This is a genomic window from Stenotrophomonas sp. GD03877 (genome assembly GCF_029840555.1).
GTDB classification, from domain to species: Bacteria; Pseudomonadota; Gammaproteobacteria; order Xanthomonadales; family Xanthomonadaceae; genus Stenotrophomonas; species Stenotrophomonas geniculata.
In genome coordinates, this window is record NZ_JAOCCT010000012.1 from 58,686 (window position 1) to 73,714 (window position 15,029).

General features: G+C 67.6%; 12 protein-coding genes. 7 read left to right on the top strand and 5 right to left on the bottom strand.

The features are described 5' to 3' along the window. Positions 1–106: 106 nt before the first annotated feature. From N5D20_RS11175 to rlmJ, 4 genes are all read right to left on the bottom strand, one after another. Entirely contained in the window at positions 107–724 is a 618-nt protein-coding gene (locus N5D20_RS11175) for an HD domain-containing phosphohydrolase (protein ID WP_159359930.1), read from the bottom strand. A gap of 46 nt (positions 725–770) precedes the next feature. Further along, the gene (mfd, locus tag N5D20_RS11180) at positions 771–4,235 is read right to left on the bottom strand and encodes a transcription-repair coupling factor (protein ID WP_279914424.1); all 3,465 of its coding nucleotides are present in this window, start codon (positions 4,233–4,235) and stop codon (positions 771–773) included. 149 nt (positions 4,236–4,384) lie between these two features. Next, the gene (locus N5D20_RS11185; RefSeq protein WP_004150340.1) at positions 4,385–4,930 is read right to left on the bottom strand and encodes a GNAT family N-acetyltransferase; all 546 of its coding nucleotides are present in this window, start codon (positions 4,928–4,930) and stop codon (positions 4,385–4,387) included. A 95-nt stretch (positions 4,931–5,025) separates the two neighbouring features. After that, complete coding sequence (rlmJ, locus tag N5D20_RS11190; protein WP_043396586.1) at positions 5,026–5,883, bottom strand: 23S rRNA (adenine(2030)-N(6))-methyltransferase RlmJ; 858 nt, start codon at positions 5,881–5,883, stop codon at positions 5,026–5,028. 35 nt (positions 5,884–5,918) lie between these two features. On the opposite strand from rlmJ, the gene creB reads away from it, so the two are divergent. The 7 genes from creB to N5D20_RS11225 all read left to right on the top strand — a co-directional run bounded on the left by creB (position 5,919) and on the right by N5D20_RS11225 (position 13,797). Next, complete coding sequence (creB, locus tag N5D20_RS11195; protein WP_134959383.1) at positions 5,919–6,644, top strand: two-component system response regulator CreB; 726 nt, start codon at positions 5,919–5,921, stop codon at positions 6,642–6,644. A 3-nt stretch (positions 6,645–6,647) separates the two neighbouring features. Further along, on the top strand, positions 6,648–8,108 hold the full coding sequence (gene creC / locus N5D20_RS11200) for a two-component system sensor histidine kinase CreC (protein WP_043396583.1): 1,461 nt from the start codon (positions 6,648–6,650) through the stop codon (positions 8,106–8,108). 81 nt (positions 8,109–8,189) lie between these two features. Beyond that, on the top strand, positions 8,190–9,509 hold the full coding sequence (creD, locus tag N5D20_RS11205) for a cell envelope integrity protein CreD (protein ID WP_126559960.1): 1,320 nt from the start codon (positions 8,190–8,192) through the stop codon (positions 9,507–9,509). Positions 9,510–9,519: 10 nt separating this feature from the next. After that, positions 9,520–9,930 (top strand): hypothetical protein, encoded by a 411-nt coding sequence (locus N5D20_RS11210; protein WP_049482784.1) that lies wholly within the window; start codon positions 9,520–9,522, stop codon positions 9,928–9,930. A gap of 196 nt (positions 9,931–10,126) precedes the next feature. Further along, positions 10,127–11,713: a M28 family metallopeptidase gene (locus N5D20_RS11215; protein ID WP_125437099.1), complete on the top strand. Its 1,587-nt coding sequence runs from the start codon at positions 10,127–10,129 to the stop codon at positions 11,711–11,713. A gap of 154 nt (positions 11,714–11,867) precedes the next feature. Then, positions 11,868–13,271, top strand: coding sequence for a glutamate--tRNA ligase (gene gltX / locus N5D20_RS11220; protein ID WP_049482789.1), 1,404 nt, complete (start codon positions 11,868–11,870; stop codon positions 13,269–13,271). A 34-nt stretch (positions 13,272–13,305) separates the two neighbouring features. Then, complete coding sequence (locus tag N5D20_RS11225) at positions 13,306–13,797, top strand: Fur family transcriptional regulator (protein WP_004150412.1); 492 nt, start codon at positions 13,306–13,308, stop codon at positions 13,795–13,797. 70 nt (positions 13,798–13,867) lie between these two features. Here N5D20_RS11225 and N5D20_RS11230 read toward each other — a convergent pair whose 3' ends face one another. Continuing rightward, complete coding sequence (locus tag N5D20_RS11230; RefSeq protein WP_279914423.1) at positions 13,868–15,022, bottom strand: HlyD family secretion protein; 1,155 nt, start codon at positions 15,020–15,022, stop codon at positions 13,868–13,870. Positions 15,023–15,029 lie beyond the last annotated feature (7 nt).

Below are 15,029 nucleotides of genomic sequence, written 5' to 3' on the forward strand. Positions count from 1 at the left end.
CTGTTAGTCGACTATCGCGCGCAGCGTGGGATTTTCTCGATCTGGACGAAGAGCAGTCGACTAACAGTCGACTCTACCGGCGGGTCGTTTCACCGTCGGGAAGATCTCAGGCCAGCTCGGGTTCCCGCGCCAGCATGCGATGGAAGCGCTGCAGCACGTAGGGATCCACCAGCCCGCCGGACTGCGCTTCGATGATCCGCAATGCGGTTTCATGCTCCATCGCATCGCGATACGGGCGCACGCTGGTCATTGCATCGTAGGCATCGACAACGGTGACGATACGTGAGCCCAGCGGAATGCTCTCGCCACGCAGGCCGTCGGGGTAGCCGCTGCCATCGAAGGCCTCGTGATGGGCGCGGATCAGCCGCGCCACAGGCATGGCGTCGCTGCGGCCGGTGGCCAGGAAGATGTGTTCGCCGCGTACCGGATGCTCGCGCATGATCGCGCGCTCCTCATCGGTATGCCGGCGCGGTGCCAGGAGCACATCGTCGGGAATGCCGATCTTGCCGACGTCGTGGAAGCGCGCGGCCAGGCCGATCTGCGCACAGGCATCGTCGTCGAGATCGCAGTGCGTGGCCAGGCGCTGCGCGAGCAGGCCAACGCGGTCGCAGTGGTGGCGGGTGTAGGCGTCGCGCATCTGCAGCGACATCGAGAGGGCATCGATCAGGCAGGCCTGCGCGTGCAGCAGGTCGGGGGCGGGTACGGCGTCAGGGAACATGGTCATCCGCCCGCACCGGGTGGGGACCGGTGCGGGGTGTTCGGGGGGGCGATCAACCCGGGGCGAGGGTGGTCAGAAGGGCACGGGCCGCATTGAAGCGGTCTTCCGGCAACGGCAGCGGGTGCTTGATGCGCAGCTTGTCGGGCCCTTCCATGGCGTAGAGGTTCGGTTGTTTCTGGATCAGCTGGATCACCGCCATCGGATCGATGTTCGGCTTGGACTCGAACACGATGCGGCCACCGTTCTCGCCCAGGTCCAGCTTGCGGATGCCCAGCGTGTTGGCTTTCAGCTTCAGCTCGGCGATGGCGAACAGGTGCTTGGCCGCATCCGGCAGCAGGCCGAAGCGGTCGATCATCTCCACCTGCAGTTCGCGCAGCGCATCACTGTCGCGCGCGCTGGAAATGCGCTTGTACAGGGTCAGGCGGGTGTGCACGTCCGGCAGGTAGTCTTCCGGAATCAGCGCCGGCACATGCAGCTCGACTTCGGCACCGCGCACTTCCTCGCCGGCATCCAGGTCGGGCAGCTTGCCCTGCTTGATGCTGCGCACCGCGCGTTCCAGCAGTTCTGTGTACAGGCTGAAGCCGACCTCGGCCATCTGCCCGCTCTGGTCCTCGCCGAGCAGTTCACCGGCACCGCGGATCTCCAGATCGTGGGTGGCGAGGGTGAAGCCGGCGCCCAGTTCGTCCATCGAGGCGATCGCTTCCAGGCGCTTCTCGGCGTCGGGGGTGATCGCGCGGCGGTCAGGGGTGATCAGGTAGGCGTAGGCACGGTGGTGCGAACGGCCGACGCGGCCGCGCAGCTGGTGCAGCTGGGCCAGGCCGAAGCGGTCGGCACGGTTGATGATGATGGTGTTGGCGTTGGGAATGTCGATGCCCGATTCGATGATCGTGGTCGACAGCAGCACGTTGAAGCGCTGCTTCTGGAAATCCAGCATCACCTTTTCCAGCTCGCGCTCCGGCATCTGCCCGTGGGCGATGCCGATACGCGCCTCCGGCACCAGCTCGGACAGCTCGCGCTGCATGCGGCCGATGCTTTCCACGTCGTTGTGCAGGAAGTACAGCTGGCCACCGCGCGCGAGCTCGCGCTGGAAGGCCTCACGCAGCAGCGCGTTGTCCCACTGGGTGATGAAGGTCTGCACCGCCAGCCGGTTCGGCGGCGGCGTGGCGATGATCGACAGGTCGCGCAGGCCGGCCATGGCCATGTTGAGCGTGCGCGGAATCGGAGTGGCGGTCAGGGTCAGCAGGTGCACGTTGGCGCGCAGCGCCTTCAGCGCTTCCTTCTGGCGTACGCCAAAACGCTGTTCCTCGTCGACGATGACCATGCCCAGGTCCTTGAACTTCACGTCCGGCTGCAGCAGGCGATGGGTACCGACGATCACGTCGATGGTGCCGGCGGCGACCTTTTCCAGCTCGGCCTTGATCTCCTTGGTGCTCTTGAAGCGCGACAGCACTTCGACCTTCAGCGGGTAATCGGCGAAACGGTCGCGGAAGTTGCGGTAGTGCTGCTCGGCGAGCAGCGTGGTCGGCACTAGCACCGCTACCTGCTTGCCGGCACTGGCGGCGGCGAACGCCGCGCGCACGGCGACCTCGGTCTTGCCGAAGCCGACGTCGCCGCAGACCACGCGGTCCATCGGCTGGCTGCTGGACAGGTCGCGCAGGGTGGCATCGATCGCGGCCAACTGGTCCGGGGTTTCCTCGAACGGGAAGCCGGCCGCGAACGGTTCGTACATCGCGCGGTCCACCTGCAGTGCCAAACCCGCACGCGCCTGGCGGCGGGCCTGGATCTCCAGCAGCTCGGCAGCGACGTCGCGCACCTTCTCGGCGGCCTTGCGCTTGGCCTTGCTCCACTGCTCGCCACCAAGTGAATGCAGCGGCGCGGTTTCCGCCGAAGCACCGGAGTAGCGGCTGATCAGGTGCAGCTGGGCGACCGGCACATACAGCCGGTCGCCCTTGGCATATTCGATTTCGAGGAATTCGCCGGGCATGCCGCCGACGTCCATCGCGATCAGGCCCCGGTAGCGGCCGACGCCATGGTCCTCATGCACGATCGGTGCGCCCTCGGTCAGTTCGCCGAGGTCGCGGATGATCGCTTCCGGCTCGCGGCCGGCACGGCGCGTGCGGCGGGTGCTGCCGGCGCGCTCGGGGAACAGCTGGCGCTCGGTCAGCACCGCGATGCGCGGGTCGTCCAGTGCGAAGCCATCTTCCAGCGGCGCCACAGCGATCGCGAAGCGCGCATCGTCGGCGAGGAACGCGGGCAGGTCGGCCACCACCGGCGGCTTCAGCTCGGCGGCCTGCAGCACTTCCAGCAGGGCTTCACGACGGCCTGGCGAATCGGCGGCGATCAGCACCCGGCCCGGGTAGTGGCCGAGGAAAGATTTCAGTGCGTCGCCGGCGGGGGCCTCGCGTGCGGCCACCGGCAGCGGCGGCAGCGGCTGGTCACCCAGCGCATGGGCATCGGCGATGCGCGCGTGGTCAGCCGACCACACCTCGATGCGCGGGGCATCGTTCAGGCGCTCGCGCAGCAGCTCTGGCGACAGGTACAGCGCAGACGGCGGCAGCAGCGGCCGTTCGACGTCGTGGCGGCGTTGTTCGTAGCGCTCACCGGTCTGCGCCCAGAACGCGACGGACGCTTCATACGCACCGGCGCAGACCACCGGCAAGCTGCCGTCGGGCAGGTAGTCGAACAGGGTGGCGGTGCGTTCGAAGAACAGCGGCAGGTAGTACTCGACGCCGGCCGGGGCCAGCCCGGACTTCAGATCCTGGTACAGCGAACTGCGCCGGGTATCCACATCGAAACGCTCGCGCAGCGCGGCCAGCACGCGGGCGATGCTGGCCTCGTCCATCGGCACTTCGCGGCCGGGCAGCATGTGCACGGCCTCGACCTTGTCCAGCGAACGCTGGCTTTCCGGATCGAACGCACGGATCGAATCGATGTCCTCGTCCAGCAGTTCCACCCGCAGTGGCTCGTCGGAACCCATCGGGAACACGTCGAGCAGGCCGCCGCGCACGGCGAAGTCGCCGGGGTCCATCACCTGCGGCACGTTGCGATAGCCGGCACTTTCCAGGCGGCGCTTCTCGGCCTCCAGATCCAGGCGCTGGCCGACCTTCAGGTCGAAGCTGCCACCGATCACATAGCTGCGCGGGGCCAGCTGCTGCAGCAGGGTCTGCACCGGCACGATCACCAGGCCGCGCTTCAGCGAGGGCAGGCGATGCAGGGCGGACAAACGCTGCGAGATGATGTCCGGATGCGGGCTGAAGCGGTCGTAGGGCAGGGTTTCCCAGTCCGGGAAGGCGACCACCGGCAGGGCCGGGTCGCCGCCGAGCAGGGTCTGCAGGTCGGCTTCGAGCTGGTTGGCACCGTGGTTGTCACGGGCGATCACCAGCAGCGGCGCGTCGTGCGCGCGCGCGGCCTGGGCCAGGTACCAGGCCAGGGCGGTCGGCGAGGCGGGGGCGCGCCACCAGGCGCGGAGCTGGCCGGCGCGCGGCAGCGGCGGGGCGGAGTATGAGGTACGCGACATGGACCCCGGATTTTAGCAGAAGCCTGATCCAGGCCCGGTGGGTCGGGCTCGCCGGTTGCCGACAGCCTCATGTGCCGTTGGGGGAACACAATGCCGGCCAGCGGCCGGCACTACCGGGAGACGTGGCCGGGCAGGGCCCGGCGTATCCGTTAGTTGTCCAGCTCCAGCACCATCCGCACCAGGCCTTCGGCACCGGTCGGGTGCGGCACCGGCTTGAAGCCCAGCGAGGCGGCCAGCTGCTTCATCGGCTCGTTCTCGGCGGCAACGTCGCCGTACAGGCGGTCCAGGTACTTGCCGCGTCCCCACTTCACCAGCTTGCGCATCAGCTGCCGGCCCAGGCCCTGGCCGATCAGGAAGCGGCTGATCAGGATCGCGTACTCGGCTTCACGGGTACCGGGGATGATCGAGGCCCGGGCGACCGCACCGACCACTGCTTCGCCAGCAGGCAGGGATTCGGCAGCGACCAGGGTGATCTCGGTCTTGGGATTCGGGTGGGTCAGGCGCTGGGTGGTTTCCGGCGACAGCTCGGTCACCGCCTGCAGGAAACGATCACGGATTTCTTCCGGTCCGAACAGGCTGAACGCCGCTTGCAGCGGTGCGCCATCTTCCGGGCGGATGGGGCGGATCAGCAGCTCGTGGCCGCTGGGAGCCTTGAAGATCTCATGCCAGGGCGGCATGCGGTTGCGAGTGGCCATACCGGGTGATTCCTTGGTGGTCCATCGATTGTGGCATCACCGGGGCTGCATTCCGTGAACGAAAGGCTCACGGCGGTACAGCCTCGTGAAGGCCGTTATTCGGGTGCTTTGAGCCAATCCAGGCGGGTGCTGGCCCCCGGTTCGCCCAGGTGCTGGCGCAGCGCCGGCAGGGCCGGGCCGACCACCCGGTCGAACTGCCAGGGCGGGTTGAGCAGCAGCATGCCACTGCCGTTGAGGCGCAGCGGCGAGTCGTCCGGGCGCACCAGGAACTCGATCGTCATCGCCGATTTCACCGGCAGGGCGGTGGCCTTGCGCAGGAAATGCAGGATGGTGCGGCGCTGCTTGATCGGGAACCAAACCGCGCAGGTGGCCTGCGGCCAGCGCGCCAGGGTTTCGGCCAGGGCGGCCAGCACCGCCTGGTACTCGGCATCCTGGGCTTCGTAGGGCGGGTCGATCAGGACCAGGCCACGGCCGATCTTGCTGCCATTGAACTTCGGCGGCAGCAGCGAGCGCAGCAGCGCATAGCCATCGCCAGAGCGCACATCGACGCGGCTGTCATGGGCGAACAGGGCCTTCAACGTGGCCGTTTCGGCTTCCTGCAGCTCACAGACCGCCATGCGGTCCTGCGCACGCATCGCCTGTGCGCTCAGCAGCGGCGAACCCGGATAATTGGTCAGCGCGCCGACCGGGTTGTCCGCCTGTACCGCCTTCAGGTAGCGCTCGACCACCTCCGGCAGCCTGGGCTGGGCCATCAGCCGCATGATTCCGGACTCGGCCTCCAGGGTCTTGCGGCTCTCTTCGCTGGCCAGCAGGTAGCGGCCGGCACCGCCGTGGGTGTCGAGCACGAAGAACGGGCTGTCCTTGCGCTTGAAGCTGTCGATCAGGGCCAGCTGCACGATGTGTTTGAGCACGTCGGCATGGTTGCCGGCATGGAAGGCGTGGCGATAGTTCATGGGCGGCAGTGTACGGGGCGGCGGCCGCAGCGGCTATGCTGCGCGCCATGACAGCTCCTGTTGCCCATGTCCTGGTGGTCGAGGACGAAGCCGCCATCGCCGAAACCGTGCTCTATGCGCTGCGCAGCGAGGGCTATGCCGCCAGCCACTGCCTGCTGGGCGGCGAGGCCCTGCAACGGCTGCAGGCCGGGGATATCGACGTGGTGGTGCTGGACGTGGGCCTGCCCGACCTGGGCGGCTTCGAGGTCTGCAGGCGACTGCGCGCGCAGCCCGGGCCGTCGGCGCAGCTGCCGGTGATCTTCCTGACCGCCCGCAACGACGAAGTGGACCGGGTGCTCGGCCTGGAGCTGGGCGCCGACGACTACATGACCAAGCCGTTCTCGCCGCGCGAGCTGGTGGCACGGGTGCGTGCGCGCCTGCGCCGCGCGGCACCGGTCGTGGCAGCACCCGGCGCCGATGCGGGCTGGCAGGAACATGGCGCCTTTGCCATCGACCGCGAAGGCCGGCGCATCCGCTTCCGTGGCCAGGCACTGGACCTGACCCGCTACGAGTACGCGCTGCTGGAAGCACTGCTGCAGCGCCCGGGCGCCATCCTCAGCCGTGCCCAGCTGATGGACCGAGGCTGGGACAGCAGCGCCGACAGCGCCGACCGCACCGTTGATACGCATGTAAAGACGCTGCGCGCCAAGCTGCGCGCGGCCGGTGCCAGCGACGACCCGATCCGCACCCACCGTGGCCTTGGCTACGCGCTGGAGGTCTAGCCGATGCGCCTGGTACTGAAGCTGTTCCTGGGCTTCTTCCTGATCACCGGCATCGCGGCGTTCTTCGTGATGCGCGTGTTCGTCAACGAAGTGAAGCCCGGTGTGCGCCAGGCGATGGAATCGACCCTGGTCGATGCGGCCAACGTGCTGGCCGAAATGGCCGCCGCCGACGTCAAGGCCGGCACCATCCGCAGCGGCAGCTTCACCCGCAACCTCGCCAAGGCACGCCAGCGCGACCTGAAGGCGATGGTCTGGCGCTTCCCGAAGCGCTCGCTGGATTACCGGGTGACCATCACCGATGCCAAGGGCATCGTCATCTACGACTCGCTGGGCCGCGACCTGGGGCGCGACAACTCGCGCTGGAATGATGTCTATCGCACCCTGCGAGGTGAGTACGGCGCGCGTTCCAGTCCCGAGATTGCCGGCGAAGAGGGCGACACGGTGATGCATGTGGCGGCGCCCGTATATGACCCGGCCGATGGGCGCACCCTCATCGGCGTGCTCAGCCTGGCGCAGCCCAACCGCAGCATCGATCCGTTCATCGCCGCCAGCCAGCGCGCCATCATCGAGCGCGGGGCCTGGCTGATCGGCTTGTCGGCGCTGGTCGGTGTGCTGGTGACGATGTGGCTGACCACCGGCCTGGGCCAGCTCAGCCGCTATGCGCGTGCGGTCAGCGCCGGCGAACCGGTGCCGCCGCCGCGCCGCCGCCGCGACGAGATCGGCGATCTCGGCCAGGCGCTGGAAACAATGCGCCGCAAGCTGGAAGGCAAGGCCTACGTCGAGCAGTACGTGCAGTCGCTGACGCATGAGATGAAGAGCCCGCTGGCGGCCATCCGCGGTGCCGCCGAGCTGCTGCAGGAGCCGCTGCCCGAAGCCGATCGCGTGCATTTCGCGCACAGCATTGTCGACCAGCAGGAGCGGCTGACCGAGACCATCGACAAGCTGCTGGCACTGGCTGAAGTGGAACAGCACGGCTGGCTGCAGACCCGCGACCGGATCGCGCTGCCGGCATTGCTGGCCGATGCGGCCGCTGCCGCGCAGGTGCGCGCACAAGCGGCGGGCGTGCAGGTCCGCATCGGCAGCGTGCCCGACCTGCAGGTGCAGGGCGACGGCTACCTGCTGCGGCAGGCACTGCACAACCTGATCGACAACGCGATTGCCTTCTCGCCGGCTGGCGCGGAGATCGCGCTGCAGGCCGAGGTGGACGGGCAGGGCGTGCGCCTGCAGGTGGCCGACCGTGGCGCCGGCATTCCCGACTACGCACGTGAGCGGGTGTTCGAACGCTTCTATTCGCTGGCGCGCCCCGGCAGCGGGCGGCGCAGTTCCGGCCTGGGCCTGCCGTTCGTGCGGGAAGTCGCGCGCCTGCACGATGGGCGCGCCAGTGTCGATGCACGCGACGGCGGCGGTACCGTAGCCAGCCTGTGGTTGCCGCTGGGTACACCGGGCCAGCGCCCGCGCCGCTGACTTCACACTCGCTTCAAATTCGCCACAAACCCTGCTCACTGCAGCGGTCCATCCTGCAGCCCTCTCCAACGAGGATGGACCATGAAATCCCTGAAGATGCTGCTGCGGTTCGCCATTGTCGGCGGGCTGATCCTGCTGCTGCTGATCCCGCTGACGATGATCCGCGGGGTCATCAACGAACGCAGTGCGTACCGCGATGAGGCCTTCGCGCGGGTGGCCGACAGCCGCGCCGGTGCGCAGCAGCTGGTCGGGCCGGTGCGGGTGGTGCCGTGGGTGGAGCGCAAGCAGGTTGAACTGGTCGATCCGCTGGGCGTCAAGAAGACCGAGGTGCAGGTCACCGAGGGGCACTGGTTGCAGATGCCGGCGTCGCTGGAGGTGGGCGGTGAGATGCTGCCGAGCCAGCGTGAGGTCGGGCTGTTCAAGGTGCCGGTCTACAGCTGGAACGGCCAGATGAAGGCGACGTTCGCCGAAGACGACTATCCGGTGAAGGCCGGCCGCAGTTACGGCCAGCCGTATGTAGCCGTGGGCATTTCCGATGTGCGTGGCCTGGTCGGTACGCCGAATCTGCGCGTGGATGGCAAGCAGCTGCGGCTGCTGCCCGGCGTGGGCGCGGCCAGCGAAGTAGGGCGAGGCCTGCATGCACCGGTGGCCGGTTTCGCTGCGGATCAGGGCGGCAAGCTGGCTGCCAGCACCGTTGAACTGGAGCTGCGCCTGGACGGCAGCCGCATGCTGTCGGTGGTGCCGGTAGGCGACGATACGCATATCGCGCTGCGTTCGAGCTGGCCGCACCCGTCGTTCAGCGGGGCGTTCCTGCCCAATGAGCGACGCGTTGATGCACAGGGTTTCGATGCGCGCTGGGCCGTGTCCTCGCTGGCCTCCGACGCACAGCGACAGCTGCGCAATGACGGTTCGGTCGATTCGCAGGCGGTGACGGTATCGCTGGTCGATCCAGTCGATGCTTACACCCAGGCCGATCGCGCCTCGAAGTACGGCGTGCTGTTCGTGCTGCTCACCTTCGTCGGCTTCATCCTGTTCGAACTGATCAAGTCGCTGCGCATCCACCCGCTGCAGTACCTGATGGTGGGCCTGGCGTTGGCGATCTTCTTCCTGTTGCTGATCAGCCTGTCCGAGCACATCGCGTTCTGGAAGGCCTACCTGGTATCGGCGGTGGCCTGTATCGGCCTGCAGGCGGTGTACCTGGCCAACGTGCTGGGCCATTGGAAGCGCGGTCTCGGCTTCGCTGCGCTGCTGACCGTGCTGTACGGCGCGCTGTATGGCCTGCTGGTGTCGGAGAACAACGCGCTGCTGATGGGTTCGCTGCTGCTGTTCGTGATCCTGGCGCTGGCGATGTGGGTGACGCGCCGGGTCGACTGGTACGCGCTTGGCGCGGAACTGAAGTAAGGAGTACGTCATGGGCTGGCGCCAGGGATTGCGGCAACGGGCACGGCAGGGCATTCCGGCCCTGCTGGAAGTGGATGCACTGCTGCAGGCACATGGCGTGCTGGCGGCCCTGCCGGGGGCACGGATCGCCCCCGGCCTGGTCCGCTTCCAGCTGGCTGCGGTGACCTGCGAGGGATTGCAGGGGCAGGGACTGCGCTGGCTGCAGGACGCGCGGCAGGGACGCGGCGCGGTGGCCGGCCGGGTGCCGCGCTACCGGCCATGGAAGGCCGGGGCGGAGGCGCTGGCCGAGATCGGCATCGGCGGCCTGCCGGATGACTGGCCGGCACACGCGTCGGTGTATGGCTGCAGCAGCATCGATCGGCGGCATTGGTTGTTGTTGCTGCCGGAGCGGGCGCAGTTGTGGTTGGGGTGGAGTGGGTGATCGGGTTGTTCATCCACGCATGGCGTGGATCTACTGGCGGGAACCCAGCCCTCTGGTGGGTGCGAGCTGACCGGTCACCTGTGGGTGCGAACCTTGGTTCGCATGCTCCTGCCCATGACCGATGGGACGGTATCGGCGCGCCCCTGCTGGCTAGACTCGATGGGTTGATGATCGAGCCGAAGGGCAGGGGTGCGATGTGTTGAAGTGGGGCGTGCTGGCCGTAGCGCTGGCGATGGGTGGCAATGCAATGGCGCAGCAGCGCGAGTCGGTGGACCTGGACATGGTCAGCCGCATCCGCCAGGAGGCCTTCCACCGTTCGCAGGTGATGGATACCTTCAGCTACCTCACCGAACGCATCGGCCCGCGCCTGACCAATTCGCCGGCGATGGGCCGCGCCAACGCGTGGACCCGCGGCAAGTTCAGCGAATGGAAGCTGGACAACGTGCACGACGAAGCCTTCGACGACTTCGGGCGTGGCTGGGAGTTCACCTCGGCCAGCGTGGAAATGCTGGGTGACCGCGTGCAGCCGCTGCATGCACTGCCCAAGGCCTGGACGCCAGGCACCAAGGGACCGGTTGAGGGCGAGCTGGTGCACGTGGAGATCAAGAAGCCCGAGGACATCGAAAAGTATCGCGGCAAGCTGCGCGGCAAGATCCTGCTGCTGGGCGAGGCGCGCGAGTACAAGCGCGGCACCGAGCCGGACTCGCACCGGCATGACGCCACCTCGCTGGAGGGCCTGCAGGAATTCACCCTGCCCAAGGACGTCGCCGCCGAGCGGGCCAAGCGGGTGAAGGAATACAAGGAACGCCAGGAGCTGGCCGCCAAGGTCAACGCCTTCTTCGTCGAAGAGGGCGCGCTGGCCGCGATCAGCATCAGCAGCTGGGACAACGGCATCATCCGCGTCGCCGGCGGCGGTTCGCGCAAGGCCGGAGAATCGGTGGGCATCCCGGAACTGGCGATGATCGCCGAGCACTTCAATCCGCTGGTGCGCGCGCTGGATGCCAAGCAGCCGGTACGCCTGCGCGTGGATGTAGCCGCGCGCTTCACCGACGAGGCTGACCAGCCGGGCTACAACACGCTGGCCGAGATCCGCGGCAGCAGCAGGCCCGACGAAGTGGTGATGATCGGCGCTCACCTGGATTCCTGGCACAGCGGCACCGGCGCGGCTGACAACGCGGCCGGCGTGGCGGTGATGATGGAGGCGATGCGCATCCTCAAGGCCACCGGCGCCAAGCCGAAGCGCACCATCCGCGTGGCGTTGTGGAGCGGTGAGGAGCAGGGCCTGATCGGCTCGCAGGCCTATGTGGCCAAGCACTTCGGTCGTTTCCCGGAACCCACCGACCCGGCCCAGAAGGCGCTGCCGGCCTCGCTGCGCGAGCCGACCGGTGCATTGCAGAAGACCCGCGACTACAGCAAGTTCCAGGTCTACTTCAACATGGACAACGGCTCGGGCCGCTTCCGGGGCATCTACGCGCAGGAAAACCTGGCGGCGATGCCGATCTTCGAAGCCTGGCTGGCGCCGTTCCATGACGTGGGCGCCACCACCGTGGCCACCCGCAACACCGGCAGTACCGACCACATCAGCTTCGACCGCATCGGCCTTCCGGGCTTCCAGTTCATCCAGGACCGGCTGGACTACTTCACCAACGTCCACCACAGCCACCTGGATACCTGGGACCACGCCGAGCCGGAAGACCTGAAACAGGCCGCCGCCATCGTCGCCTCGTTCGCCTACAACGCCGCCATGCGCGAGCAGTCCTTCCCGCGCAAGCAGGAACCGTAAAAGGGGACGGAGGGGATTAAGTCGTTTCTCCCCTCCGTTTCCCGGTCGCAGCGCCCAGAGGCTGGGCAATCGCGACTTAATCCCCTCCGTCCCCTTTTTCCGTCGGGGGCGGAGGGCTGGTAAAATCGGGGGATTCCCGTTCCTCGAGCCGTCCATGACCTGCCGCACCCGCTTCGCCCCCAGCCCCACCGGTTACCTGCACATCGGCGGTGCCCGCACCGCGCTGTACTGCTGGCTGGAGGCCCGCCACCGCGGCGGCGAATTCGTGCTGCGCATCGAGGACACCGACCGTGAACGCAGCACCCAGGGCGCGATCGACGCGATCCTGGAGGCGATGGACTGGCTGGGCCTGGACTACGACGTCGGCCCGATCTACCAGACCGACCGCGTCGCCCGTTACCTGGAAGTGGCCGAGCAGCTGGTGGCCGACGGCAAGGCGTACTACGCCTACGAAACCCGCGAAGAGCTGGATGCGATGCGCGAGGCCGCCATGGCCAAGCAGGAAAAGCCGCGTTACAACGGCGCTGCACGCGAACTGGGCCTGCCGTACAGGGACGACCCGAACCGCGTCATCCGCTTCAAGAACCCGCTGGAAGGTACGGTGGTGTTCGACGACCTGATCAAGGGCCGCATCGAGATCGCCAACAGCGAGCTGGACGACATGGTCATCTTCCGTCCGGACGGCTACCCCACCTACAACTTCGCGGTGGTGGTGGACGACTGGGACATGGGCATCACCGAGGTCATCCGCGGTGACGACCACATCAACAACACCCCGCGCCAGATCAACCTGTACGAAGGCATCGGTGCGCCGGTGCCGAAGTTCGGCCACATGCCGATGATCCTGGACGAGCAGGGGGCCAAGCTGTCCAAGCGCACCGGCGCGGCCGACGTGATGCAGTACAAGGACGCCGGCTACCTGCCCGATGCGCTGCTGAGCTACCTGGCCCGGCTGGGCTGGTCGCACGGTGACCAGGAGCTGTTCAGCCGCCAGGAACTGATCGACCTGTTCGACGTGAAGGACTGCAATTCCAAGGCCTCGCGCCTGGACATGGCCAAGCTGGGCTGGGTCAACCAGCACTTCCTGAAGACCGAGGACGTGGCCGCCATCGTGCCGCACCTGGTCTACCAGCTGCAGAAGCTGGGCCTGGACGTGGCCGCCGGCCCGGCCCCGGAGGACGTGGTGATCGCCCTGCGTGAGCGCGTGCAGACCCTGAAGGAAATGGCCGAAAAGGCCGTGATCTGGTACCAGCCGCTGACCGAGTACGACGAAGCGGCGGTGGCCAAGCACTTCAAGGCCGGTGCCGAGGTGGCGCTGGGCAAGGCCCGCGAGCTGCTGGCAGCCCTGCCGGAATGGACCGCCGAGTCGGTGGGCGTGGCCCTGCACGACGTCGCCGCCGCGCTGGAGATCGGCATGGGCAAGGTCGCCCAGCCGCTGCGCGTGGCCATCACCGGCACCCAGGTCAGCCCTGACATTTCCCATACCGTGTACCTGGCCGGCCGCGAGCAGGCCTTGAAACGCATTGATGTGGCCATCACCAAGGTAGCAACGGCCTGAGGCATCCTTGCCAGGCCCGAACCGGAGAACACGCATGCCCGCCAAGACCGCCACTGCCTGTACGGCCCCGCACCACCACGTCCACGATGCATCGGATTTTGTGGCGGTGGTCGAGCGCGTCTCGCGCGAACGCGGGCTGCGCCTGACCCCGATCCGCGCCAATGTGCTGAAGCTGATCGCCGAGGCCGGCAAGCCGGTCAAGGCCTACGAGCTGCTGGAATGGGTGCGCAACGGCAAGGGCGTGGGCGCTGATGCCCCGCCCACCGTGTACCGCGCGCTGGATTTCCTGATGGCCAATGGCTTCGTGCACAAGCTGGAGTCGGTCAATGCCTTCGTGGCCTGCCACCATCCCAGCAGCGCCGCGCATTCGGTGCCGTTCCTGATCTGCAACAGCTGCCACAGCGCGGTGGAGCTGGAAGACCGCGAAATCGTCACCCAGCTGGAGAAGCGCGCCAAGGAGCTGGGTTTCCAGCCGCAGGCGCAGACTCTGGAAGTGCACGGCCTCTGCGCGCGCTGCGCGGGCTGAGCAATGGGTCCTGGGGTCAGATCCCTTTTGCCTTGGCAAAAGGGATCTGCCCCCCGTTTCATGACAAACGCTAGTCCATCGGCTTGCTTGCGGTATCCACCCGCACGATCACCGACATGCCGGGCCGCAGTTGTGCCGCCAGCTTCTGGCCCTCGTTGATCGAAATCCGTACTGGCAGCCGCTGCACCACCTTGGTGAAGTTGCCGCTGGCATTGTCCGGGCGCAGCACGCTGAATTCCGAGCCGGTAGCCGGCGCGATCTCCTGCACGCGGCCCCGCAGCACCTGCCCCTGGAACGCGTCCACCGAGAACGTGGCCGGCTGGCCGATCGCCATGCCCCAGGTCTGGCCTTCCTTGTAGTTGGCCACCACCCACAACGTGTCAGGTACCAGGAACAGCAGCTGCGAACCGGCAGCGACGTACTGGCCCACGCGCACGCTGGCCTCGCTGATCTGGCCGTCGCGCGGTGCGTGGATCACCGTGTTGGCCAGATCGATGCGGGCCAGTTCCAGTTGCGCCTGCGCGCTCTCCACCTGCGCCTCCAGGCTCTTGCGCGCCACCTGGGTCGATACCAGGGTTTCCTCGGCAATGCGGATCTGCGCCTGTGACTGCTGGACGCTGGCCTGTGCCGACGCCTGGGTGGTGCGGAACTTGTCGCGGTCGTTGACTGACACCAGTTGCTGCGCGGCCAGCTCCTCGTAGCGCTTCAGCTCGTTGCGTGAGCGTTGCAGCTCCGCCTGGCCGGCCGACAACGTGGCGTGTGCGGAGGCGATCTGCGCACGGTTCTGCGCCTGCGACTGGTCCGAGTTGGCCAACGCCGCGCGTGCGCTGTCCAGCGTCGCCTGCGCCTGGGCGACGCGCTGCGCGTAGATGCGGTCATCGATGCGCAGCAGCGGCTCGCCCTGCTTCACGTGCTGGAAGTCCTTCACCAGCACTTCGGTCACGTAGCCGTTCACCTGCGGCGCCATCACCGTGATCTGCCCGCGTACATAGGCGTTGTCGGTCACCATCACGCTGCTGGTGAACGGCCACAGGTGCCAGGCGCGCAGGATCAGCGCAATGCCCAGCAGGGCGACCACCACCATCACCACTACGCTGCGCGCGCTGGGCTTGAGGTACTTCGGCGCGACCGCCGGCTCAACGGGCGTGGGCGCAGGTGCCGCGTCGGTCGGCGGCGGTGGGGTCACGTTGTCGGCGTCGTCGGGTCGGGGCGGGACGGGAGGCATGGTGGAG